Genomic DNA, 21,236 nt, shown 5'->3' on the forward strand with positions numbered 1-21,236 from the left:
CGGCGTTGGCCTCCGACGCCTTCGGGCGGACCGTCTCCGGCGGGCTGGGCACGGCCGACGTGGGCGGCGCGTGGACGGCGACGGCCGGCGCCACCCGGCTGTCGGTGACCCCGGGCGCGGCGGTGCTGAACCTGCCGTCGGCGGGCAACAACACCGGCGCCCACCTGGGCGGGGTCTCCACGACCGGCGCGGACGTGCGGACGTCGTTCGCGCTGAGCTCGATGCCGACCGGTGCGGGCACGTACGTGTACGTCTCGGGCCGGCGGCTGTCGGCGGGCAACGAGTACCGGGTGCTGGTCAAGGTGGGCGCGGACGGCCGGGTGTCGCTGACGCTGTCCCGGCTGGCCGGCAACGCGGAGGCCTGGCCCGGCGGCGAGGTCGTCGTCCCGGGGCTGACCTACACGCCCGGCACGACGCTGAACGTGCGGGTCCAGGTCTCCGGGACCGGCACCACCACGGTGAACGCCTCGGTCTGGGCCGACGGGCAGGCCGAGCCGGCCACGCCGCAGCTGGTCCGCACCGACACCACCGCGGCGCTCCAGGCCGCCGGCTCGGTGGGCATCTCCGCCTACCGGCCGGCCAGCGCCACCGCGGCCACCGCGGTCCGGGTCACCTCGTTCGCGGTGACCGCGGTGCGCTGACCCCACCGCACCCCGATCGCCGGGGGCCGCTGTCACGCGGCCCCCGGCGATCGGCGTCTGCGCGTCCGGAGACGGTCACCCACCGCGAGATGAGCTTCCCCCCGTGGGAGGATCCTCACCGTCCGTCACCGGATCGTGTGATCCCAGCGGGGGTCGACCCGTGCCATCGTCACCGTCGGTACACGTCGATCACGAGGGTGGTCGGCGCTCGTGTACGACGCACGTGGGGGAATCAACGATGAGTGCATCGTCCACCGGCGCGCTGCAGACGCCGGGGGCGGTGGGCCTGACGGCCTACCGTCCGAGCAGCGCCACCCGCCCGAGCAGCGCCGCCGACGCCACCGCCGTGCGGGTTCCCGCCTCCAGCGTCCGGCCGGTCCCGTGAGCCGCCGGTCCGCCCCAGGGCGCGGTAGCCGGTCGCTGCTGCTCCGCCGCGGGCTCCCGGTGGTCGTGCTGCTGGCCGTGGCCGCCGGGCTGGTGGTCTGGCTGACCGGTCCGGGCGACGACCAGCGGTCAGGGACCGCTGCGGCGCCGACCACCTCCGCCCCCGCGGACCCGACGGCCGAGCCCGGCGCCGAGGCCGAGCCCACGCCCACGGAGTCGCCGGCGCCGGTGACCGTGGCGGCCGCACCGTCCGTGGTCGCCCGGGAGGGCGTGCCGGAGGCGGAGCGCACGGTGGCGGCCGCGCCCGCGGAGTTCACCACCTCCGCCGAGTGGGCCGACGGGGTGTCGGTGCGGGTCGCCGAGGCCCGCCAGCAGGTCTCCGCGGGCTCCGGCCCCGGCGCCCTCGCCGGGCAGCCGCAGACGGTGTTCACCCTCGAGCTCACCAACGGCTCCGGGGCACCGTTGGACGTCAACGCGGTGGTCGTGCAGGCCGTCTACGCGGCAGGGGCGTCGCAGGCCGCCCCGCTGTACGACCGCGACACGGTGGACTTCACCGGCGTGCTGGAGCCGGGGGCCGGCGCCACCGCGATCTACTCCTTCGCCATCCCGGCCGACCAGCTCGGCGACGTCGCCCTCTCCGTCGACGTCGACGGGCACCGCTTCCCGGCCGTCTTCAGCGGGGCCGTCCCGACCCGCTGACCGGGCGATGGCCCGAGCCGCCGTCGTGCATCCCCCGGTGCGTGGCGGCGGCTCGTCGTCGTCCCCGGGCGGAATCCCCCGACAGGGTGAGGTGCGCTGCCGGGTGCCGGCCCGTCGCCGTGCCATCGTGACGAGCGTGGGAGCGCAGAGCCGGTGAGCGCGGCCGTCGTCGTCGCCGCAGCTGCGGTGGGGGCCGTCGTGGGCGTCCTCGTCAACCGCGCTGCCGGCCGGTTCCCGTGGCCGGCGGGAGCCCGGCTGAGCGACGTCCTCGCCCCGGGCGCGGCCGCGGTCCCACGACCGCTGCTCGAGATCGTCACCGCAGTGCTGTTCGCGCTCGTCGGCCGGGCGTTCGGGCTCTCGTGGGAGGTGCCGGCCTTCCTCCTGCTGGCCGGCGCCGGGGTCCTGCTCGCCGTCGTCGACCTGCGCCACCGGCTGCTCCCGAACCGGGTGGTGCTGCCCTCGCTGGCGGGAGGTGCGGCGCTGCTGGTGCTCCCGGCCGCGCTGGACGGCGCCTGGCCGGCGCTGCTGCGGGCGGTGCTGGGCGCCGCGGCGCTCTTCGCGGCCTTCCTCGTCCTCGCACTGGTCTCGCCCAGCGGACTCGGGATGGGCGACGTCAAGCTCGCCGCCGTGCTCGGCCTGTACCTCGGCTGGCTGGGCTGGCCGGCGGTCGCCCTGGGCGCGGCGGCCGGGTTCGTCGTCCAGGCCGTGGTCGCCCTCGGCCTGCTCGTCACCCGCCGGATCGGGCTGCGCGGCGAACTCCCCTTCGGCCCGGCCATGCTGGCCGGTGCCGCGGTGGCGATCGGCTGGAGCGCGCTGGTCCCCTGAGGGCGGGGCGCGCGCCCGACGGCCCGTCCCGGCGGACGCCGGTCACACCGCGTGAGACCGGTGCTCGGTCGCACACCCCGGAGAGGGGCCCGTGTCATCCGACCGGGTGGTGGTCCCTCAAGTCGGCGCGCGGCCGTACCGACAGCACTCCCACTGCCGCGAGGCCGGGTCGACCGACCCGGACCGGCCGGCGCCCGTCCCCCAGGGAGTACCCGTGATGCACCCCTACGCCGCCATCGTCACCCTCGTCGCCTTCGCCAAGGAGCGCCTGGAGCGTGAGGAGAAGGGCGCCACCGCCGTCGAGTACGGCCTGCTGGTCGGCCTGATCGCCGTCGCGATCATCGCGACCGTCGTGCTGCTCGGGGGTGAGCTCGACAAGCTGTTCACCACGGTCAAGAACGAGCTGACCAAGGCCAACACCGCCGGCTGACCCGGCCCCACCGCAGCTGCCACGGCGCGGCGGCCCCCGTCCCCCCGGGTGGCCGCCGCGCCGCTGCACACCGGACACGACGAGGGAGGAGGTGGGGACCGGTGCCCGACCGGTTGCTGGACCAGCGCGGCGCGGCCGCGGTGGAGTTCGCGTTCATCGTGCCCCTGCTGGTCGTCCTGGTCCTGGGCATCGCCGAGTTCGGCCACGCCTTCCAGGTGCAGGGCACCCTCGCCGCCGCCGCCCGCGAGGGCGCTCGCGTCATGGCGTTGCAGAACGACCCGGCCGCGGCGCGCACCGCCGTCCGCGAGGCCACCCCGACCCTCGACCCGGCGATCGCCGACGCGCAGATCGTCGTCACCCCGGCCGCCTGCCCGGCCACCGGGGCCGGCACGACGAACGTGCGCGTGACCATCGACTACCCGATGCCCTTCCTGACCCGCTTCTTCGGGGCGAGCCTCGACCTGACCGGGACGGGGGTCATGCGGTGCAACGGCTGAGGAAGGGCCCCCGGCGCCGGCTCACCGACGAGCGCGGCGCGTCGGCGGTGCTGCTCGCGCTGCTGCTCGTCCCGCTGCTCGGCTTCACCGCCATCGCGGTCGACATCGGCGCGCTGTACGCCGCCAAGGCGCGGCTGCAGACCGCGGCCGACGCCGCCGCGCTCGCCGTCGCCCAGGACTGTGCCCGAGGTGCCTGCGGCGACATGCAGGCCACCGCGCAGGGCATGGTCGACGCCAACACCGGGAGCGCCGAGGCCGCCCCTCCGGTCCTCGCGAGCAACCCGAACCGCGTCACCGTCTCCGGGCAGACCCCCCAGGAGCACTGGTTCGCACCGGTGATCGGGCACGACGCGACCACCGTCTCGGCCACCGCGACGGTGGCCTGGGGCGGCCCCAGCGGCGGCACCGCCGTGCTGCCGCTGACCTTCTCCTGGTGCGAGTTCGAGCAGCAGACCGGCGGTGGCCTGCCGTCGACCACCACCGAGCACACCGTCTACCTGACCAAGTCCTCGGAGACGGAGGACTGCACCGGACCCTCGGAGAACATCGTCCCCGGGGGCTTCGGCTACCTGGTCAGCGACCCGGGTGACTGCCGCGCCTCCAGCGCGGTCGGGGAGCGGTCGTACTCGTCGACGGGCAACACCCCGCCCAGCACGTGCACCGCAGCCCACTTCGCCTCGTGGGTGGGGCGGACCGTGCTGCTGCCGATCTTCGACCGGTACGGCGACACCGGCAGCAACGCCTGGTACCGGGTCTACGGCTACGCCGCCTTCCGGCTGACCGGCTACCACCTGGGCGGCCAGTTCAGCTCCAGCCCCCGGCCGTGCGGCGGCAGCGAGCGCTGCGTGACCGGCTACTTCACCCGCTTCGTCGACCTGGGCGACGCCTTCGACTACGACTCCGGTGCACCCCAGCTGGGTGCCTGGGTCCTCCGACTCATCCGATAGGGGCTCTCGTGAGACGCCGACTGCTCGCCGCTCTCGCGGCGCTCGTCCTCGCCGTCGCCGGCACCGTGGTCCTCCTGGCCTACGTGCGCGGCGCCGACGCCCGTGCACTGGCCGGGGTCCGCACCGTGACGGTGCTGGTGGTCGACCAGGTGGTCCCCCAGGGGACGCCGGGCGAGGACCTCTCGGACCTGGTGCGCACCGAGCAGCTGCCGGCCAAGGCGGCCGTCGACGGGGTGGTGACCGACCTCGCCGCGCTCGCCGGGCGGGTCGCCACCGTCGACCTGCAGCCGGGGGAGCAGCTGCTGGACAGCCGCTTCGCCGTCCCGGAGGACCTCGCCGCGCCCGGGACCGTCCCGGTCCCGGAGGGGGCCTCGGAGGTCAGCGTGCTGCTGGAGCCGCAGCGCGCGGTCGGCGGCCGGATCGCGGCGGGCGACGAGATCGGCGTCTACGTCTCCATGACGCTGGAGAACGACGCCGGCAAGACCATCGGCGCCACCCACGCGACCCTCCACGGCGTGCTCGTCACGCAGGTCCAGGGGGCCCCGGCGCCCGCGGACGGGGACGGGACCGAGACCGCCTCCTCCGGCGCCGCCGCGCCGACGAACAGCCTGCTGGTCACCCTCGCGGTGCCGGCGCGGGACGCGGAGCTGGTCGTCTTCGGCATGGAGCACGGCACCGTGTGGCTGTCGCACGAGCCCGAGGGAGCCGACGACAGCGGCACCAGGATCGTCACCCAGGGCAACGTCTACGGCGACGCGCTCGCCGGCCTGGGCAGTGTCTACGGGGGGTCGAAGTGAGTCGCGTTGTCCTGGCCGCTGCCGACGACGACCTGTCGGGGCGCGTGCACGCCGCCGCCGACGGCGACGTGCACGTCCTCCCGCCCGGCCGCCTCCCGGGCGACCCGGCGCGCCTGTTCGAGCAGCTGAGCGACGGCGAGCTGCCCGACGTGCTGCTCATCGGCCCGCTGGCGCCCCCGCAGGAGGTGCTGACCCTGGCCGGGCGGCTCGACGTCCAGTGCCCGGGGATCAGCGTCGTCCTCCTGGCCGACCCCTCCCCGGAGATGTGGCAGGCGGCCATGCGGGCCGGCATCCGGGATCTGCTGCCGCCCGGCGCCGGTGTCGAGGAGATCCGCGCCGCGGTGGAGCGGGCCGGCGCCGCCTCGGCCGGCCGCCGGCGGGTGCTGCGTCCGGTCGAGGAGACCGCGCGCTACACCGGCCGGGTCATCACCATCGCCTCGCCCAAGGGCGGGGTGGGCAAGACCACGGTGGCCACCAACCTGGCGATCGGGCTGACCGCCGCCGCGCCGCAGTCGACGGTCCTGGTCGACCTGGACGTGCAGTTCGGCGACGTCGCCTCCGCGCTGAGCCTCGTGCCGGAGTACACGCTGCCCGACACCGCCCACGGCCCGGCCAGCGAGGACACGATGGTCCTCAAGACCTTCCTGACCCAGCACCCCAGCGGCCTGTACGCGGTGTGCGGCGCGGAGTCGCCGGCGGCCGGCGACACCGTCACCGCCGCCGACGTCACCCGGCTGCTCGCCTCCCTCGCCCGGGAGTTCCGTTACGTCGTGGTCGACACCGCGCCGGGCCTGTCGGAGCAGACCCTGGCCGCGCTGGACCGCGCCACCGACGTCGTGATGCTCAGCAGCATGGACGTCCCCGGTGTGCGGGGGCTGCGCAAGGAGCTCGACGTCCTCCGCGAGCTGTGCATGATCCCGGCGGGCCGGCACGTGGTCATGAACCTCGCCGACCCCAAGGGCGGCCTGTCCGTCCGCGACGTGGAGACCGCGATCGGCACCGGGGTGGACGTCGTCATCCCGCGCTCGGCCGCGGTGCCGGCGTCGACCAACCAGGGCGTGCCCATCCTGGCCGGCGGGCGCAAGGACCCCGCGGTCAAGGAGCTGCGCCGGCTCGTCGCCCGCTTCGCCGCCACCCCGCTGATGAAGCCCGGCCGCTACCGGGCCAAGCACCGGGCGGCGTCGTGAACCTCGCCTCGCGACTGGCCGCGGCCCAGGGCCGGCACACCGCGCCGGAGACCGTGGCGGCGGTGCACCCGCCGGCGCCCGTCCCCGCGCCCCGCCCGGGGCCCGCGGCCGCGCCTCCGGCCGACGCCCTCAGCAGGCTGAAGGACCGCGTGGCCAAGGCGCTGTTCGAGCGCATGGGCAACCGGATGAACGACCCGACGCTGTCCGAGGACCAGCTGCGCACCATCGTGCTCGGGGAGCTCGACGAGGTGGTCGAGGAGGAGCGGGTCCCGCTCAGCGCGGAGGAGCGCCAGCGCCTCACCGCCGAGCTGGCCGACGACGTCCTGGGCCTGGGCCCGCTGCAGCGGCTGCTCGACGACCCCACGGTCACCGAGATCATGTGCAACGGGCCGGAGATGGTCTACGTCGAGCAGGGCGGCAAGCTGGTGCGCACCGGCTCCCGGTTCACCTCCGAGGAGCACCTGCGCCGGGTCATCGACCGGATCGTCTCCCGGGTGGGACGGCGCATCGACGAGTCCTCCCCGCTGGTCGACGCCCGCCTCGCCGACGGCTCCCGGGTGAACGCGATCATCCCGCCGCTGGCCTTCAGCGGGTCGACGCTGACCATCCGCAAGTTCGCCAAGGACCCCTTCGGCGTCGACGACCTGATCGGCTTCGGCACCCTCTCCCCGGAGATGGCGGAGCTGCTGCAGGCCTGTGTCGAGGCCCGGCTGAACATCATCGTCTCGGGGGGCACCGGCACCGGGAAGACGACGCTGCTCAACGTCCTGTCCTCCTTCATCCCCGACGGGGAGCGGATCGTCACCATCGAGGACGCCGTCGAGCTGCAGCTCCAGCAGGACCACGTGGTCCGCCTGGAGTCACGGCCCCCCAACATCGAGGGCCGGGGCGCGATCACGATCCGCGACCTGGTGCGCAACTCCCTGCGGATGCGGCCGGACCGCATCGTCGTGGGGGAGTGCCGTGGCGGGGAGAGCCTGGACATGCTGCAGGCGATGAACACCGGTCACGACGGCTCCCTGTCCACGGTGCACGCCAACTCCCCGAGGGACGCCGTCGCCCGCCTGGAGACGCTGGTGCTCATGGCCGGGATGGACCTCCCGCTGCGCGCCATCCGCGAGCAGATCGCCTCCGCCGTCGACGTCGTCGTCCAGCTGACCCGGCTGCGCGACGGCACGCGAAGGGTGACCCACGTGACCGAGGTCCAGGGCATGGAGGGGGAGACGGTCACGCTGCAGGACGCGTTCGTCTTCGACTACTCCGCCGGCGTCGACGCCTCCGGCCGGTTCCTCGGCAAGCCGGTGCCCACCGGGGTGCGGCCGCGGTTCACCGACCGGTTCGACGAGCTCGGCATCACGGTCTCGCCCCGCGTCTTCGGCAGCGTCGCGCCGCGGCGGGGGTGGGCCTGATGTCCCCGGCGCTGCTGCTGCTCGGCCTCGCGGCGCTGACCGGGGCACTGCTGCTCGTCGCGCTCGTCGTCCTCCCGACCGGGCCGCGGCGGGTGCCGCTGAGCCGGCTGGACCCCCAGGTCGCGCCGCCGTCCTCCGCGCTGGCCGGCGCCTCGGCCGCCGCCGGGGCGGCCGTCGAGCGTGCGCTGGTCAAGCGCGGCCGGGGAGCCGCCGGGACCGCGGCGCTCGAGCGGGCCGGCATGACCATCGCGCTGCCCGACCTCGTCCTGACCGTCGGTCTGGCCACCGTCGTCCTCGGCGCGCTCGGCTTCCTCGCCGGGGGCGTGCTCGCGGGCCTGGTGCTGGCGGCCCTGCCCCCGGTGGGCGCCCGGCTGCTCCTGGCGGTGCGCACGGCCCGGCGGCGCGCGGCCTTCGCCGACCAGCTCGACGACTCGCTGCAGCTCATGGCCAGCAGCCTGCGGGCCGGGCACAGCCTGCTGCGGGCGGTGGACTCGGTGGCCACCGAGGCCGCGGCGCCCACGTCGGAGGAGTTCGCCCGCATCGTCAACGAGACGCGGGTCGGCCGCGACCTCGGCGACGCCCTCGACGAGGTGGCCGAGCGGATGGGCAGCGACGACTTCCGCTGGACCGCCCAGGCCATCGCCATCCACCGCGAGGTCGGCGGCAACCTGGCCGAGGTGCTCGACACCGTCGGGCACACCATCCGGGAGCGCAACGCCATCCGCCGGCAGGTCAAGGCGCTCTCGGCCGAGGGCAAGCTCTCCGCGGTGGTGCTCATGGCGCTGCCGTTCGGGGTCCTCGGCTTCATCTCGGTGTCCAACCCCGGTTACCTCGCCGCCTTCACCGAGAGCCTCGCCGGGCACCTGATGCTCGCCGGCGCGGCGGTCCTTCTGGTCGTGGGCGGGCTCTGGCTCAGCAAGACCGTGCGGATCACGTTCTGATGACGCCCGCGCCCGTGGTCGCCGCCGCCGCGGCCGTCGCCCTCGCCGTCCCCCTGCTCGGCTGGGCGCTGGTCGCCCGCCCGCAGGACGCCGCCGCGCGCACGCGGGCCAACCTCGCCCGCGGGCTCGACCTCCCCGGCGGGTCCGCGGGCGTCCGTGCCCGCCCGCGGGTCCTGAGCCGGCTGGCCCGGGCGCTGACCCCGGCGGGCACCGTGGCCCGGCTGAACCGGCTGGCCGGTGCCGCCGGCCGGCCGGCGGACTGGCCGGTGCCCCGCCTCGTGGCCGCCAAGCTGGTGCTCGCGGCGATGGCCGCGGCGCTCGGGCTGCTGGTGGTCGCCGCCCGGCCCGGGGCGCTGACGGTGCTCATGACCGTCGTCGTCACCGGGGTCGCCTACGTGGTGCCCGAGCTGCTGCTGTACAGCCGGGGCCAGGAGCGGCAGCAGGCGATCGCGCTGGAACTGGCCGACACCCTCGACCAGATGACCATCGCGGTGGAGGCGGGCCTGGGGTTCGAGGCGGCGATGGCCCGGGCCGGGCGCAACGGTCGCGGGCCGCTGGCGCAGGAGCTGGTCCGGACGCTGCAGGACATCGCCGTCGGCCAGCCCCGCCGGGAGGCCTACCTGGCCCTGGCCGAGCGGACGTCGGTGCCCGACCTGCGCCGCTTCATCCGGGCGGTCGTCCAGGCCGACGCGTACGGCGTCTCGATCGCCGACGTGCTGCGCACCCAGGCGCAGGAGATGCGGCTCAAGCGGCGGCAGCGGGCCGAGGAGAAGGCGATGCAGATCCCGGTGAAGGTGATCTTCCCGCTGATCCTGTGCATCCTGCCGACGCTGTTCATCGTGCTGCTCGGCCCCGCGGCGATGGACATGGTGGACGCCTTCAGCGGATGACCGGCGTGCGGGAGCGCGGCGGTCATCCGCTCCCGCACCCGCGGCGGCTCAGCCGGTGGAACGCGGCTGCGCCGGGTTGGTCGGGTCGCCCTGGGACGGCGGGTTCACCGGGGGACCGGAGGTGGCCTCGGAGACCTTCGACCCGGTCGAGGCGTGCACCGGGTCGTCGGCGGCCGCGGCGGCGGGGTCGCCCCCGGACGGCTGGGCGCCCTCGTGCAGCGAGGTGAGGCGGTTCTCCATGATCGTCACCACCTGCAGCCGGTTGGCGTGGGCGCGCTCGTACTCCAGCAGCGTCTCCAGACCCGCCGCGTCCAGCGTGCGGATCCGCGAGGTGAGGCCGTCGACCGGCAGGTGGTCGTAGTCGGGCAGCGGCAGCTGGTCGTGTTCGGTCATGGCAGCCCGCCTACCCCTGCCCCACCCATCCGACACCGGGTGTGAGCCCCCGGTCGGTGGGTAGGCGGCGGAGGCGGGAGTGCCCCGTCAGGGCCCCGCGGTTCGTCTTCCGCCAGCGATCGAGGAGTGGTTCCCACCCCATGGACGTGTCCTTCCTGGAGCCGGTCTTCAGCGCCACCGGGCCGTACGCCACCGTGTGCGCCGACGTCACGCACACCACCGAGAACGCCGACACCGAGGTCGAGCTGCGGGTCCGCGCCCTCGCCGAGAGGCTCACCGAGCAGGGCGCCCCCGAGGTGGTCGTCGAGGCGGTCCGCGGCCGGCTGCTCGAGGCCAACGACGGCGGGGACGTCGCCACGCTGCGCGGCCGGGCCGTGGTCGTCGCCGCCGACGGGAGCGTCGTCCTCGACCAGCCGCTGGTCGAGGCGCCGCGGCAGGAGGTGGCGCAGTGGTCGCCCCACGCCGACGTCCTCCCGGTGCTGCGCGAGCTGCCCGGACGGATCCCGCACATCGTCGTCCTGGTCGACCGGACCGGCGGTGACATCAGCTACGTCGGCATGCCGGGCGAGGGCGGCGAGGAGGAGACGGTCTCGGGCGAGACCTTCCACATCCGCAAGGTGAAGGTCGGCGGCTGGGCCCACGACCACTGGCAGAACAGCGCCGAGGGGCAGTGGGAGGACAACGCCGGCCGCGTCGCCGACCGGATCTCCTCCTACGCCCGCCGCCTGTCCCCGCGGTTCGTCCTCGTCGCCGGCGACGTCCGTGCCCGCACGCTGCTCGCCGACCAGGCCGGGGAGGCCTGGAAGGACCTCGTCGTCACCATGGAGGAGGGCGGCCGCGGGGCCGGCGCCGCCCGCGCGCCGGGCGCCCGGCGGGCCGCCGAGCTGGTCGCCGAGCACGAGGGGCACGACGAAGCCGACGCGGTCGAGAAGGTCCAGGCGGCCGGCGCGCACGGGCTGGCCGTGACCGGCACCGCGGCGGTCGTCGAGGCGCTCCGCAAGGGCCAGGTCGAGACCCTCGTGCTGGCCGACCAGCCCGACGACGGGGCGACGCTGCTGGTCGGCAACTCCCCGCTCGAGCTCGGGGTCGACCAGCACGACATGGACGCCCTCGGCATCCACGGCACCGTCGTCCCGGCCCCCAGCGCGCTGCTCGCGGCGTCGGTCGCCAGCAGCGCCGGCGTCGTCGTCGTCCCGCGGGCGGCGATGCCCGACGACGTCCCGGTGGCCGCCGTCCTGCGCTACACCGACGCGTCGACGCCGTCGGCCCAGTGACCATCCCCGACGACGGAGGGACCTCCCGATGACCGACCCGCACACCCCCGCCACGTCCCCCGGCACCTCCGAGGCCGACGTCGAGCGCCGCGCCGCCATCGCCGAGGCCCTCGGCAAGGAGGTGTGGCCGGCCGACCGCGACACCCTCGTGGCGAAGGCGCAGGAGTCCAACGCCACCGACCGCGTGCTGTCCGACCTGCGCCGCCTGCCCGAGGGGGAGCAGTTCACCAACGTGCAGGACGTCGCCCGCGCGCTCGGCATCGGCACCGAGCAGGAGCGCTTCTGAGATGACCACGCAGAAGGAGCCCAGCCCCGAGGCGCTGGCCAACGTCACCGAGGACAACGTCCGCACCCGGTCGCAGCTGCTGCCCGAGGAGGAGGACCTCCACGGCAGCGGCATGGAGGAGGTCGCCGCGGAGGTGATCCTGGCGGAGTCCGAGGAGCGGACGGTCCACACCGACCCCGACGACGCGCAGGGCGGGCACCGGCAGTCCTCCGACACCGCGGACCTGCCCTGAGCGTCCACGAGCACGAGGTCCAGCTGCGCTGGTCGGACCCGGACTCCCTCGGCCACGTCAACCACGCGCGGGCGCTCGCCCTCATCGAGGACGCGCGGCTGGCGATGACCGAGGGGGCGCCGGGGGACGGCGGGGTGATCCTCGCCCGGCTCGAGGTCGACTACCTGCGCCAGCTGTACTACCGGGTGCGCGAGCGGCTGTGCGTGCGCAGCACGGTCACCCGGCTCGGCACGAAGTCCCTCACCCTGCGCCAGGAGCTGCTCCAGGACGGCGAGGTGGCCATCCGGGCCGACGTCGTCATGGTGCTGTTCGACTTCGTCACCGACACCAGCCGGGCGATGACCGACGCCGAGCGGGCCCACTGGTCGCGGTTCGCCGCGGCCTGAGCCGCGGAGGACCTGGTCGCGACGCCGGCCCCGTCGCCGCGGATGTGATCTTGGCGCGTGCCGCGGGTAGGGGCGGCCCATGCCGAAGACGACGAAGAAGGGCACCGCCAAGCAGGACGAGCTGCCCAGCACCCTGCGGCGCTCGCCGAAGAAGGCCCAGCGGACCTTCACCAAGGCCTACGACTCGGCCATGGACTCCTACGACGACGAGCAGCGGGCCAACCAGACGGCCTGGTCGGCGGTCAAGCACAGCTTCGAGAAGGTCGGGGACCGGTGGGCGCCGAAGGAGGGCGGCAGGAAGGGACCGTCGGACGCGCAGGCCGCCGGTGGCCGGGACACCGATCGGAAGACCAAGGGCGGGGTCGACGCCAACGCCTCCAAGGAGCACCTGCTGGCGCTGGCCAAGAAGCTCGGCGTCTCCGGCCGCTCGAAGATGAAGAAGAAGGAACTGGTCGACGCCGTCCAGAAGGCGAACGACGAGAAGACCGCCGAGGCGCGCAAGAAGAAGGGGTGAGGGCCCCGCTCAGCGGATGAGGATCAGCTCGGTCTGCCGGTCGCCGAGGTAGGTGACGCCCTCGTCGGTCAGGGCGATGCCCTCCTCCAACGCGCAGCGCACCGGCTGGCCGCCCCACTCGGGCACCGGCACCCGCACGCACAGCTCCAGCGCGTACACGGTGTCGGGGTGCAGCACCCGGTCGCCGGCGCCGGGGACGCCGTCCTGGTCGTCCCACAGGCCGATGGCCGGGCCGGCGCCGTGGCCGTGGAAGCCGACGGGGTGGGAGTAGACGTCCCCGTCGATGCCCTCCGCCGCGGCGGCGGCGCGGGCGGCGGTGAGCACCTCGTTCCCGGTGCGGCCCACGAGCAGCTCCGCGGTGGTGAGGTCCTGCAGCCGCGTGCCGGTGGCCAGCGCCCGGTGCAGCCCGGCCGGGGCCTCGCGCTCACCGGGACACAACACGTACCCCGTGCGCTGGCTGTCGCTCTTCAGCCCCAGGCTGGACGCCCCGACGTCGCAGTGCACGAGGTCGCCGGGGAGCACGGGCGAGTCGTAGGGAACGGCGGGCAGCAGCGCGCCGCACTCCTCGATCGGGGGCACGCCGGCACGCTGCAGGTCCACGACCGGGTGGAACCACGGGTCGACCCCGCGGTCGGTCAGCCGCTGCCGGATCCACCAGGCGAGGTCGGTGGCGGTGGTCGCCCCGACGGACAGCACGGCGGGGGAGAAGGCCTCGGCGACCACCTCGGCGACCAGCCGGTTGAGTCCGTGCAGCGCCGCGATCTCCTCGGGCAACCGCGTCTCCAACCAGCTGACCGCGAGCTCCTCGGCCGACACCAGCCGGCTGGCATAGGGGCCGAGAGCTTCGGTGAGCTGCCGGTGCTCGGTGTGGGAGAGGCCGTCGGCCAGCGCGAAGTCCGCCGACACGTCGATCCCGATCCGCCGCGGGTCGGCCTGCTCCACGATGCGGCGCACCTCGGCCCACTGCGCCTCCTCGGCCGGCCGGTCCCCGGCGTCCTCCGGCGACCAGGCCGGCAGGAACTGACCGACCGGGTAGCGGGAGGCGGCCGCCGCCGTCACGCCGTCGTCGCTGCGGTGCAGCACCAGGATCGTGCGCCGCCGCGCGGACAGCCAGGTCGCCGGCAGCAGCGTCGCCAGCACCGGGTCCTCGTTGTACTCGCGGCCGACCACGAGCCACAGGTCGATCCCGGCGCGGTCCATGAGGCCGGGCAGCAGGTCGAGCACCCGCTGGGTGAGCCACCGGTCGCGGACGTCGGCCTGCTCGCGCAGCGGCAAGGGCACCGTGCGGGTCGGGTCGGGCGCGACGAGGGTCATGGGGACAGGGAAGCAGAGAACCGGCGTCCCCACCGGTCGAGAGCTCAGGCGGGCTCGCCGGCCGCCGGCAGGTGGTCACCGGCGGTGCGCTGCCGCGGCACGACGGCGGCCACCCGGTCCCGCCCGGCCTGCTTGGCCTCGTACATGGCGCCGTCGGCCCGGTCGATGAGCCGCCAGGTCGCGGCCGCGGCGTCCTCGCCGTCGACCGGCCGGACCAGCGCGATGCCGATCGAGGCGGTGACCGAGTGCCCCGCCTCGCTGCGGCTGGTCGAGACCGCCGTCCGCAGCCGCTCGGCCAGCCGGCCGGCCTCGGCGGAGTCGCTGACGAGGCCGAGCACGACCAGTTCCTCGCCGCCGATGCGGGCCAGCACGTCCGTGGGGCGCACCGTCGCCGCCAGCGAGGCGGCGACCGCCCGCAGCACCGCGTCACCCGCGGCGTGCCCGTGGGCGTCGTTGAGCTGCTTGAAGTGGTCGAGGTCGAGCACCATGGCCGCGACCCGGGTGCCCTCGCGGCGGGCCTGGCGCCACACCCGCGGGGCGTGCTCGACGAGGTAGCGGCGGTTGGCCAGGCCGGTGAGCGGGTCCTGGAGGGACAGCGCCTGCGTGGCTCCGAGCAGTCGCTGCACGCGGCGGCGCAGCACGTAGACGCCGAGGGACGCGGCGTTGAGCACCCCGGCGGAGATCGCGACCTGGATGAGGACTGCCAGCACGGAGCTCTCGGAGTGCGTCAGCGCGATCGCACAGGACAGGACGGTCATCAGCATGCTGACCCCGACCATCCACGGGCCGAGGAACCACGCTGCGACGAAACACGGGAAGAGCAGCAGCAACGGTGGTGCGTGCCGGGGCTCCTCGATGCTGAGGACGGCGACGACGTAGACCACGTGGCCGAGGAGCACCAGCCCGAAGGTCGCCCAGGGGCCGGCCCGCTGCCGCACCGCCAGCGACAGGGAGACGACCAGGCACGTGAGCATCACGGCGGCGTACCAGAGCCGCGCGGGCCCGGGGTGCACCGTGCCGTCGAAGAGCAGCGCCACCGAGCCGACGAGCCCGCCGAGGAAGGTGAGGACGGCGAGGACCATCACGGCCACCCGGTGCTCCGGCCCGCGGTTCACCGCGCTGCTCGGTGTGTCGGTGCCCATGCGTCGCCGTCCGGTCACGGAAGCAGGATGCCGTACCGGGCAGGCGGCCGGAAGTCGCAGGCCGTCGCGAGTCTTGCGAGTTCCGTATGGGCGGCTGAACTCGCCGCGCGGAGGTCGACGCGGCCCGCTCGCGGTGCCAGGGTGGCGGCCATGTCGCACCCGGAGCCCGGGCTGGTCGTCGTCCGCACGCTGTCCGAGCACCCGATGGTGGCCAACGGCGAGACGAGCGCGCTGCGCATGGTCGCGCCCGGGTCGGTCACCGGCGGCCGGTACGGCCTGGTCGAGTACTCGGTCGCGCCGCGCAGCCGCGGCGCGGCCCCGCACTACCACTCGACCTTCTCCGAGGCGTTCTTCGTGCTCTCCGGCGAGCTGACCGTCTACGCCGACGGCGCCTGGCGGCCGCACGCGGCGGGGGACTACGCGCTCGTGCACGAGCGCGGCGTCCACGGGTTCCGCAACGACGGCGACGAGCCGGTCTCCTTCCTCATCCTCTTCGCGCCCGGCATCGCCCGGGAGCACTTCTTCGCCGAGATGGCCGAACTGCGCCGCAGCGGCCGGCAGCTGTCCCCGGAGGAGATGACCGCCTTCTACGCCCGGCACGACCAGGTGATGGTGGACGTCTGACGGTGGGAGGGTGGGCGGACCAGCCCGATCGCGAGGAGGTCGCACATGGCGCAGGGACCGTGGTTCTACTGCCTCAAGCACCACACCGTCGAGGACCGGGACGGCTGCGCCGAGCGGCACCGGCTCGGCCCGTACGCCACGCGCGAGGAAGCCGAGCACGCCCTGCAGTCGGTGGCCGAGCGCGAGGAACGGCTGACCAACGAGGACCGCGCGTGGGAGGGCGACTGAGCGGCCGGTTCGGGTCGCCGGCCGTCCGGGCATGATCAGCGGCGGGGTGCCGGGCGGTCCGGCGCGCGAGAGGTGGCGACGTGGCTGACGGACGTTCGGTGGAGGAGCTGGTCGTCGGGGTGCTCGGTGGCACCGGACCCCAGGGGCGCGGGCTCGCCGTCCGACTGGCCGCCGTCGGACAGCGGGTGCTGCTCGGGTCCCGCGACCCGGAGCGGTGCACGGACGTCGCCGCCGAGGTCGCCTCCCGGGCCGCCGTCGCGACCGGCGGCGCCGAGGTCTCGGTGCAGGGCGGGTCGAACGTGGACGTCGCGGGTGCGGCGGACCTGGTGATCGTCGCGGTGCCGTTCGCCGGGCACGCCGACACCCTCGCCGAGCTGGCCACCCCGCTGGCGGGGAAGGTCGTCGTCGACTGCGTCGTCCCCATGGCCTTCGACGAGCTCGGCGCCTACGTGCTCGACGTGCCGGAGGGGTCGGTGGCCCAGCAGGCCGCGGCCCTGCTGCCCGACTCGCACGTGGTCGGCGCCTTCCACCACCTGTCGGCCGTCCTGCTCGAGGACCTCTCCAAGCCGACCCTGGACGGCGACGTCATGGTCGTCGGCGACGTGCGCGAGGCGACCGACACGGTGCAGGCGCTGGCCGGCCGGCTGCCCGGGATGCGCGGGGTCTACGCCGGCCGGCTGCGCAACGCCCGCCAGGTCGAGGCGCTCACCATCAACCTGGTGTCGGTGAACCGCCGGTACAAGGCGCACGCCGGCATCCGAGTCACCGACGTCTGACGCCGTCCGCCGCTCCGGCCGCTCCTCGACGGGCAGCGGGCCGAGTGGGCAGTCGTCGTCGCCGCCCTCGGCGGGTTCCCGCGTGTCGGCGACCGCAACTGCCCACTCGGCCGGGGTGAGCCGGCGGAGGGCTACTCGAAGGAGTGCTCGGGGCCGGGGAAGGTGCCGGTACGGACGTCGTCGGCGTACTCGCGGGCCGCGCGCAGCAGCTCGGCCCGCAGGTCGGCGTACTGCTTCACGAACCGCGGCACCCGCCCGCCGGTCATCCCGGCCATGTCCGGCCAGACCAGCACCTGGGCGTCGCAGTCGACGCCGGCGCCGATGCCGATGGTCGGGATGGCCAGCTCCTTGGTGACCTGGCCGGCGATCTCGGCCGGGACCATCTCCATGACGACCGAGAACGCCCCGGCCTCCTGGACGGCGTGCGCGTCGGCCAGCAGCTGCTCGGCGCCGGCCCCGCGACCCTGCACCCGGAAACCGCCGAGGGCGTGCTCGCTCTGCGGGGTGAACCCGATGTGCGCCATCACGGGGATGCCGGCCTCGGTCAACGCCCGGATCTGCGGCGCGACCCGCACCCCGCCCTCGAGCTTGACCGCCTGCGCCCCGCCCTCCTTCATCAGCCGGACGGCGCTGGCCAGCGCCTGCTGCGGTCCGGCCTCGTAGCTGCCGAAGGGCAGGTCGGCCACGACCAGCGCGCGCCGGGTGGAGCGGGTGACCGCGCGGGTCATCAGCAGCATGTCCTCGAGGGTCACGGGCACGGTGCTGTCCAGCCCGAGGACGACGTTGCCGCCGGAGTCGCCCACCAGGAGCACCGGGATGCCGGCCTCCTCGAACACCGATGCGCTCACCGTGTCGTAGGCGGTGAGCATGGCCCACTTCTCGCCGCGCTCCTTGGCCTGCTGCAGGTGGTGCACGCGTACCCGGGCGGTCGAGGTCCCGCCGTAGAGCACCGATTCGCTCATGACTGTGCCGCTCCCTCGCGGACGCTGGGCAGGGACTCCCGCCAGCGGTTGGTGATCGGCAGACGCCGATCACGGCCGAACGCCTTCAGGCTGATCTTCGTTCCCGGAGCCGACTGCCGGCGCTTGAACTCGGCGGCGTCGACCAGCCGCAGCACGCGGGCGACCACCTCGGGGTCGTGGCCGCGCTCGAGCAGCTCGGCCATCCCGAGGTCGCGGTCGACGTAGTCGGCGATGACCGCGTCGAGCTCCTCGTAGGAGGGCAGCGAGTCGGTGTCCACCTGGCCGGGGGCGAGCTCGGCCGACGGCGGCTTGTCGATGGAGTTCTGCGGGATCGGCTCGGTCTCCCCGTGGTCGCGGGCCCAGGCGTTGCGCCAGCGGGCCAGCTCCCACACCAGGGTCTTGGGGACGTCCTTGATCGGCCCGAAGCCGCCCGCCGAGTCCCCGTAGAGGGTGGAGTAGCCGACGGCCACCTCGCTCTTGTTGCCGGTGGTCAGCAGCAGGTGCCCGGACTGGTTGGACAGCCCCATGAGCAGCGTGCCGCGCACCCGCGCCTGCAGGTTCTCCGCGGCGACCCCGCTGAGCTCGACCGACGCGTGGTAGGCGTCGACCATCGGCGCGATCGGCACCACCGTGTAGTGCAGCCCGGTCCGCTTGGCGAGGTCCTCGGCGTCGGCCAGCGAGTGCTCGCTGGAGTACTTCGACGGCAGCCCGACGCCGTACACCCGGTCGGGGCCGAGGGCGTCGACGGCGAGGGCGGCGACGACGGCGGAGTCGATGCCGCCGGACAGGCCCAGCACCACCGAGGGCATGCCGTTCTTGTCGATGAAGTCGCGCAGGCCCAGGACCAGCGCCCGCCAGACCTCCTCGCAGTCCTCCAGCGGCTCGACGATGGACGGCGGCCGGGCGTCGAAGGCCGGCAGCGGCTGCTCGGACACCACGTGCCGGGTGACCGTCATCGGCCCGATGCGGCCCTCGCGCCGCTCGGGCACCGACGACGGGTCGATGGTCAGGTCGGCGGTCAGCAGGTGCTCGACGAACTGCGGGGCGCGGCCGAGCAGCTCGCCGTCCGGAGCCACGGCCATCGAGTCGCCGTCGAAGACCAGCTCGTCCTGCCCGCCCACCTGGTTGCAGTAGACGACCGTGGCCCGCGCCTCGGCGGCGCGGCGGCGGACCAGCGGCAGCCGCAGGTCGTCCTTGGCCCGCTCGTAGGGCGAGGCGTTGGGGGAGACGACCAGGTCGACCCCCGCCTGACCGGCGACGCCGCACGGGCCGCCCTCGACCCAGAGGTCCTCGCACACGGTGAGCGCGACGTCGATGCCGTGCAGCCGCACGACCGGGAGCTCGGTGCCGGGCACGAAGTAGCGCGCCTCGTCGAAGACGCCGTAGTTGGGCAGGTGCCGCTTGTAGTAGCGGACGACGACGTCCCCGCCGTAGAGCAGGGCGGCGCCGTTGCGCGGTGCGCCGCGGCGCGGGTTGGCGTCGGCCGGGCGGTCGTCCTCGGGCATCGACTCCACCGGGGCCGGGCCGGCGCCCTCGGTGTGGGCCAGGTAGCCGACGACGACCGCCATGCCGCCCAGGCCCTGGTCGGCCAGGGAGGCGGCGAGGTCGACCAGCGCGTGCTCGCTGGAGCGCGCGAAGGACTCCCGGAGGACGAGGTCCTCGGGCGGGTAGCCGGTGAGGGTCATCTCGGGGAAGACGACGAGGTGCGCGCCGGCCTCGGCCGCCTTCGCCGTCCAGCGGGTCACCAGCTCGACGTTGCCGGGGATGTCGCCGACCCGGGTGTCGACCTGGGCCAGGGCCACCCGGAGTTGTACCTGCTGTCCAGTCACCCGGTCAGTCTCGTCGTCCTCCCGGGTCCCCGGCCAGGCGGGAGGGCTGTTCCCGTGATCACGAACGGACGGGGACGCCGTTGGTCACGGCGGGAGCCGTGACCGTCTCCGCCGGGGTGGTCCGCTCGAGGAACCGCAGCAGCTCGACGGGGAACGGCAGCACCACGGTGGAGTTCTTCTCCGCGGCGACCTCCACCATCGTCTGGAGCAGCCGCAGCTGGAGCGCGGCCGGCTGGGTGGCCATCACCTCGGCGGCCTGGGCCAGCTTCTGGGAGGCCTGGAGCTCGCCCTCGGCGGTGATCACCCGGGACCGGCGTTCGCGCTCGGCCTCGGCCTGGCGGGACATCGAGCGCTTCATCGACTCGGGCAGCGCGACGTCCTTGATGTCCACGCGGTCGATGTGCACACCCCAGTCGACGGCCGGGCTGTCCATCATCAGCTCCAGGCCCTGGTTGAGCCGCTCGCGGTTGGACAGCAGGTCGTCGAGGTCGCTCTTGCCGATGATCGACCGCAGGGAGGCCTGGGCGACCTGGCCGATCGCCGCCTGGTAGTTCTGCACGTCGACGACCACGCGCACGGGGTCGAAGACCCGCCAGTAGACGACGGCGTCGACCTTGACCGTGACGTTGTCGCGGGTGATCCCCTCCTGAGCCGGCACCGGCATCGTGACGATCTGCATGTTGACCTTGTGCATGCGGTCGACCGCGGGGGCGATGAGGGCCAGCCCCGGCGCACGGGTCTCACCGTGCAGCCGGCCGAGCCGCAGGACCACGCCGCGCTCGTACTGGGAGACCACCCGCACGCTGGACACGGCCAGCACGACCAGGGCCAGGACCGCGATGACGACCACTGCCAGAACGGCGTCCATCTCGCCCTCCGCCACCGGCGCCACGGCCGGGCGTGCGGGTCGCGCCCGTGGCCGCGGCGCTCTCCTGGTGGCCGTCACATGCTAGATCCGGGCCGCGGCGAGGAGGGGGCGTCGGCCCCCGGTTCAGCCGCCGGCCAGCAGGGCGGCCAGCTGGTCGGCGTGGTCGCGCTGGTGGGCCGGGAGGAACGCGAGGACCTCGGCGAGGGTGGTGCGGCCGTCGACCTCGTGCCGGCCGGTCCGGTGGAGGTCGGCCGGGTCGAGGCGCGCCACGCTGTCGAACAGGGCGGCCTGGGCCCGCCGCAGCTGCTCGGCGAGCTGCACCGGCGGAACGGTGTGGTACCCGGCCACGCGGGCGGGCTCGTCGGTCTCGAAGTCGGGCAGCAGCGGGTCGGTCTCCGTGCGCAGCCGGTAGATGCGCTCGGTGAAGACCAGGGCGCTGTCGCGCAGGTGGCCGGCCACCTCGCACGGCGTCCAGTGCAGCTCCGCGTCGTAGGCGGGGAAGTGGCCGAGCGCGACCAGGCGGGCGCGGTCCGCGGCCGAGAGGGATGCGTCCCACCGTCCCGAGGAGACCGCCCGCGCGACCAGCAGGTCGACACGCGCCTGCTGACGCGCCAGGGCCTCGGCTGCTCCGGACACGCGGCTCGGTACGACGGTCGTCATCCGCGCAGCGTGGCCGACACGCGGACGGCTGACCAGGGACCTTGTCCTCGGACGGAAGTGTGGTACTCGTCACTCCCGCTCCGGCCCTCGACCGAGGAGGC

Annotated in this window: 26 protein-coding genes and 1 pseudogene; 20 read left to right on the forward strand and 7 right to left on the reverse strand. The window is 74.7% G+C overall.

The window, feature by feature from the left end; all coding sequences use genetic code 11:
• From ACI78Q_RS17110 to ACI78Q_RS17165, 12 genes and pseudogenes are all read left to right on the forward strand, one after another.
• A pseudogene (locus tag ACI78Q_RS17110) lies at positions 1 to 641 on the forward strand (PKD domain-containing protein); the annotation flags it as partial.
• Between the two features lie 238 nt (positions 642 to 879).
• A complete protein-coding gene (locus ACI78Q_RS17115) occupies positions 880 to 1,026 on the forward strand; it encodes a hypothetical protein (RefSeq protein WP_456924612.1) in 147 nt (48 codons plus the stop codon).
• Positions 1,023 to 1,724 carry a hypothetical protein gene (locus ACI78Q_RS17120; RefSeq protein ID WP_456924613.1) on the forward strand — a complete coding sequence of 234 codons (702 nt, stop codon included), beginning with the start codon at positions 1,023 to 1,025 and terminating at the stop codon, positions 1,722 to 1,724. The genes ACI78Q_RS17115 and ACI78Q_RS17120 overlap by 4 nt, the downstream gene beginning before the upstream one ends.
• Before the next feature lie 153 nt (positions 1,725 to 1,877).
• Positions 1,878 to 2,549 carry a prepilin peptidase gene (locus ACI78Q_RS17125; RefSeq protein ID WP_456924614.1) on the forward strand — a complete coding sequence of 224 codons (672 nt, stop codon included), beginning with the start codon at positions 1,878 to 1,880 and terminating at the stop codon, positions 2,547 to 2,549.
• A gap of 217 nt (positions 2,550 to 2,766) precedes the next feature.
• Positions 2,767 to 2,979: a Flp family type IVb pilin gene (locus ACI78Q_RS17130; protein ID WP_456924673.1), complete on the forward strand. Its 213-nt coding sequence runs from the start codon at positions 2,767 to 2,769 to the stop codon at positions 2,977 to 2,979.
• Between the two features lie 101 nt (positions 2,980 to 3,080).
• Entirely contained in the window at positions 3,081 to 3,476 is a 396-nt protein-coding gene (locus ACI78Q_RS17135) for a TadE/TadG family type IV pilus assembly protein (protein WP_456924615.1), read from the forward strand.
• A complete protein-coding gene (locus tag ACI78Q_RS17140) occupies positions 3,464 to 4,423 on the forward strand; it encodes a pilus assembly protein TadG-related protein (protein WP_456924616.1) in 960 nt (319 codons plus the stop codon). The genes ACI78Q_RS17135 and ACI78Q_RS17140 overlap by 13 nt, the downstream gene beginning before the upstream one ends.
• 8 nt (positions 4,424 to 4,431) lie before the next feature.
• The gene (gene cpaB / locus ACI78Q_RS17145) at positions 4,432 to 5,220 is read left to right on the forward strand and encodes a Flp pilus assembly protein CpaB (protein ID WP_456924617.1); all 789 of its coding nucleotides are present in this window, start codon (positions 4,432 to 4,434) and stop codon (positions 5,218 to 5,220) included.
• Entirely contained in the window at positions 5,217 to 6,407 is a 1,191-nt protein-coding gene (locus tag ACI78Q_RS17150; RefSeq protein WP_456924618.1) for an AAA family ATPase, read from the forward strand. The genes cpaB and ACI78Q_RS17150 overlap by 4 nt, the downstream gene beginning before the upstream one ends.
• Positions 6,404 to 7,816 carry a CpaF family protein gene (locus ACI78Q_RS17155; RefSeq protein ID WP_456924619.1) on the forward strand — a complete coding sequence of 471 codons (1,413 nt, stop codon included), beginning with the start codon at positions 6,404 to 6,406 and terminating at the stop codon, positions 7,814 to 7,816. The genes ACI78Q_RS17150 and ACI78Q_RS17155 overlap by 4 nt, the downstream gene beginning before the upstream one ends.
• A complete protein-coding gene (locus ACI78Q_RS17160; RefSeq protein WP_456924620.1) occupies positions 7,816 to 8,757 on the forward strand; it encodes a type II secretion system F family protein in 942 nt (313 codons plus the stop codon). Before ACI78Q_RS17155 ends, ACI78Q_RS17160 begins: the two co-directional genes overlap by 1 nt.
• Entirely contained in the window at positions 8,757 to 9,647 is an 891-nt protein-coding gene (locus ACI78Q_RS17165) for a type II secretion system F family protein (protein WP_456924621.1), read from the forward strand. The genes ACI78Q_RS17160 and ACI78Q_RS17165 overlap by 1 nt, the downstream gene beginning before the upstream one ends.
• A 48-nt stretch (positions 9,648 to 9,695) precedes the next feature.
• Here ACI78Q_RS17165 and ACI78Q_RS17170 read toward each other — a convergent pair whose 3' ends face one another.
• Positions 9,696 to 10,040 carry a hypothetical protein gene (locus ACI78Q_RS17170; RefSeq protein WP_456924622.1) on the reverse strand — a complete coding sequence of 115 codons (345 nt, stop codon included), beginning with the start codon at positions 10,038 to 10,040 and terminating at the stop codon, positions 9,696 to 9,698.
• Positions 10,041 to 10,180: 140 nt separating this feature from the next.
• Here ACI78Q_RS17170 and ACI78Q_RS17175 point away from each other — a divergent pair, with 140 nt between their 5' ends.
• From ACI78Q_RS17175 to ACI78Q_RS17195, 5 genes are all read left to right on the forward strand, one after another.
• Entirely contained in the window at positions 10,181 to 11,314 is a 1,134-nt protein-coding gene (locus ACI78Q_RS17175) for a baeRF2 domain-containing protein (RefSeq protein ID WP_456924623.1), read from the forward strand.
• Between the two features lie 28 nt (positions 11,315 to 11,342).
• Entirely contained in the window at positions 11,343 to 11,600 is a 258-nt protein-coding gene (locus tag ACI78Q_RS17180; protein WP_456924624.1) for a DUF2795 domain-containing protein, read from the forward strand.
• Position 11,601: 1 nt separating this feature from the next.
• On the forward strand, positions 11,602 to 11,832 hold the full coding sequence (locus ACI78Q_RS17185) for a hypothetical protein (RefSeq protein ID WP_456924625.1): 231 nt from the start codon (positions 11,602 to 11,604) through the stop codon (positions 11,830 to 11,832).
• A gap of 23 nt (positions 11,833 to 11,855) precedes the next feature.
• Complete coding sequence (locus tag ACI78Q_RS17190) at positions 11,856 to 12,218, forward strand: acyl-CoA thioesterase (RefSeq protein ID WP_456924674.1); 363 nt, start codon at positions 11,856 to 11,858, stop codon at positions 12,216 to 12,218.
• A gap of 79 nt (positions 12,219 to 12,297) precedes the next feature.
• The gene (locus ACI78Q_RS17195; protein ID WP_456924626.1) at positions 12,298 to 12,732 is read left to right on the forward strand and encodes a ChaB family protein; all 435 of its coding nucleotides are present in this window, start codon (positions 12,298 to 12,300) and stop codon (positions 12,730 to 12,732) included.
• Between the two features lie 9 nt (positions 12,733 to 12,741).
• Here the strand turns inward: ACI78Q_RS17195 and ACI78Q_RS17200 are convergent, their stop codons facing one another.
• On the reverse strand, positions 12,742 to 14,046 hold the full coding sequence (locus tag ACI78Q_RS17200) for a M24 family metallopeptidase (RefSeq protein ID WP_456924627.1): 1,305 nt from the start codon (positions 14,044 to 14,046) through the stop codon (positions 12,742 to 12,744).
• A 44-nt stretch (positions 14,047 to 14,090) separates the two neighbouring features.
• Positions 14,091 to 15,206 carry a GGDEF domain-containing protein gene (locus tag ACI78Q_RS17205; protein WP_456924628.1) on the reverse strand — a complete coding sequence of 372 codons (1,116 nt, stop codon included), beginning with the start codon at positions 15,204 to 15,206 and terminating at the stop codon, positions 14,091 to 14,093.
• 132 nt (positions 15,207 to 15,338) lie between these two features.
• On the opposite strand from ACI78Q_RS17205, the gene ACI78Q_RS17210 reads away from it, so the two are divergent.
• From ACI78Q_RS17210 to npdG, 3 genes are all read left to right on the forward strand, one after another.
• The gene (locus tag ACI78Q_RS17210; protein WP_456924629.1) at positions 15,339 to 15,812 is read left to right on the forward strand and encodes a cupin domain-containing protein; all 474 of its coding nucleotides are present in this window, start codon (positions 15,339 to 15,341) and stop codon (positions 15,810 to 15,812) included.
• 45 nt (positions 15,813 to 15,857) lie between these two features.
• Positions 15,858 to 16,040: a hypothetical protein gene (locus ACI78Q_RS17215; RefSeq protein WP_456924630.1), complete on the forward strand. Its 183-nt coding sequence runs from the start codon at positions 15,858 to 15,860 to the stop codon at positions 16,038 to 16,040.
• 80 nt (positions 16,041 to 16,120) lie between these two features.
• On the forward strand, positions 16,121 to 16,816 hold the full coding sequence (gene npdG, locus ACI78Q_RS17220) for an NADPH-dependent F420 reductase (RefSeq protein ID WP_456924631.1): 696 nt from the start codon (positions 16,121 to 16,123) through the stop codon (positions 16,814 to 16,816).
• A 131-nt stretch (positions 16,817 to 16,947) separates the two neighbouring features.
• Here npdG and panB read toward each other — a convergent pair whose 3' ends face one another.
• From panB to ACI78Q_RS17240, 4 genes are all read right to left on the reverse strand, one after another.
• Complete coding sequence (panB, locus tag ACI78Q_RS17225) at positions 16,948 to 17,778, reverse strand: 3-methyl-2-oxobutanoate hydroxymethyltransferase (protein ID WP_456924632.1); 831 nt, start codon at positions 17,776 to 17,778, stop codon at positions 16,948 to 16,950.
• Entirely contained in the window at positions 17,775 to 19,607 is a 1,833-nt protein-coding gene (locus ACI78Q_RS17230) for an NAD+ synthase (RefSeq protein WP_456924633.1), read from the reverse strand. Before ACI78Q_RS17230 ends, panB begins: the two co-directional genes overlap by 4 nt.
• Before the next feature lie 58 nt (positions 19,608 to 19,665).
• Entirely contained in the window at positions 19,666 to 20,475 is an 810-nt protein-coding gene (locus tag ACI78Q_RS17235) for a slipin family protein (protein WP_456924634.1), read from the reverse strand.
• Positions 20,476 to 20,598: 123 nt separating this feature from the next.
• The gene (locus tag ACI78Q_RS17240; protein ID WP_456924635.1) at positions 20,599 to 21,135 is read right to left on the reverse strand and encodes a DinB family protein; all 537 of its coding nucleotides are present in this window, start codon (positions 21,133 to 21,135) and stop codon (positions 20,599 to 20,601) included.
• Positions 21,136 to 21,236: the final 101 nt, after the last annotated feature.

It is taken from the genome of Geodermatophilus sp. SYSU D00705 (genome assembly GCF_054050135.1).

Coding starts and splice junctions, on each gene's coding strand:
- ACI78Q_RS17115 (WP_456924612.1), top strand. CDS start 880: ATGAGTGCATCGTCCACCGGCGCGCTGCAGACGCCGGGGGCGGTGGGC.
- ACI78Q_RS17130 (WP_456924673.1), top strand. CDS start 2,767: ATGCACCCCTACGCCGCCATCGTCACCCTCGTCGCCTTCGCCAAGGAG.
- ACI78Q_RS17160 (WP_456924620.1), top strand. CDS start 7,816: ATGTCCCCGGCGCTGCTGCTGCTCGGCCTCGCGGCGCTGACCGGGGCA.
- ACI78Q_RS17165 (WP_456924621.1), top strand. CDS start 8,757: ATGACGCCCGCGCCCGTGGTCGCCGCCGCCGCGGCCGTCGCCCTCGCC.
- ACI78Q_RS17170 (WP_456924622.1), bottom strand. CDS start 10,040: ATGACCGAACACGACCAGCTGCCGCTGCCCGACTACGACCACCTGCCG.
- ACI78Q_RS17175 (WP_456924623.1), top strand. CDS start 10,181: ATGGACGTGTCCTTCCTGGAGCCGGTCTTCAGCGCCACCGGGCCGTAC.
- ACI78Q_RS17180 (WP_456924624.1), top strand. CDS start 11,343: ATGACCGACCCGCACACCCCCGCCACGTCCCCCGGCACCTCCGAGGCC.
- ACI78Q_RS17185 (WP_456924625.1), top strand. CDS start 11,602: ATGACCACGCAGAAGGAGCCCAGCCCCGAGGCGCTGGCCAACGTCACC.
- ACI78Q_RS17195 (WP_456924626.1), top strand. CDS start 12,298: ATGCCGAAGACGACGAAGAAGGGCACCGCCAAGCAGGACGAGCTGCCC.
- ACI78Q_RS17200 (WP_456924627.1), bottom strand. CDS start 14,046: ATGACCCTCGTCGCGCCCGACCCGACCCGCACGGTGCCCTTGCCGCTG.
- ACI78Q_RS17210 (WP_456924629.1), top strand. CDS start 15,339: ATGTCGCACCCGGAGCCCGGGCTGGTCGTCGTCCGCACGCTGTCCGAG.
- ACI78Q_RS17215 (WP_456924630.1), top strand. CDS start 15,858: ATGGCGCAGGGACCGTGGTTCTACTGCCTCAAGCACCACACCGTCGAG.
- panB (WP_456924632.1), bottom strand. CDS start 17,778: ATGAGCGAATCGGTGCTCTACGGCGGGACCTCGACCGCCCGGGTACGC.
- ACI78Q_RS17235 (WP_456924634.1), bottom strand. CDS start 20,475: ATGGACGCCGTTCTGGCAGTGGTCGTCATCGCGGTCCTGGCCCTGGTC.
- ACI78Q_RS17240 (WP_456924635.1), bottom strand. CDS start 21,135: ATGACGACCGTCGTACCGAGCCGCGTGTCCGGAGCAGCCGAGGCCCTG.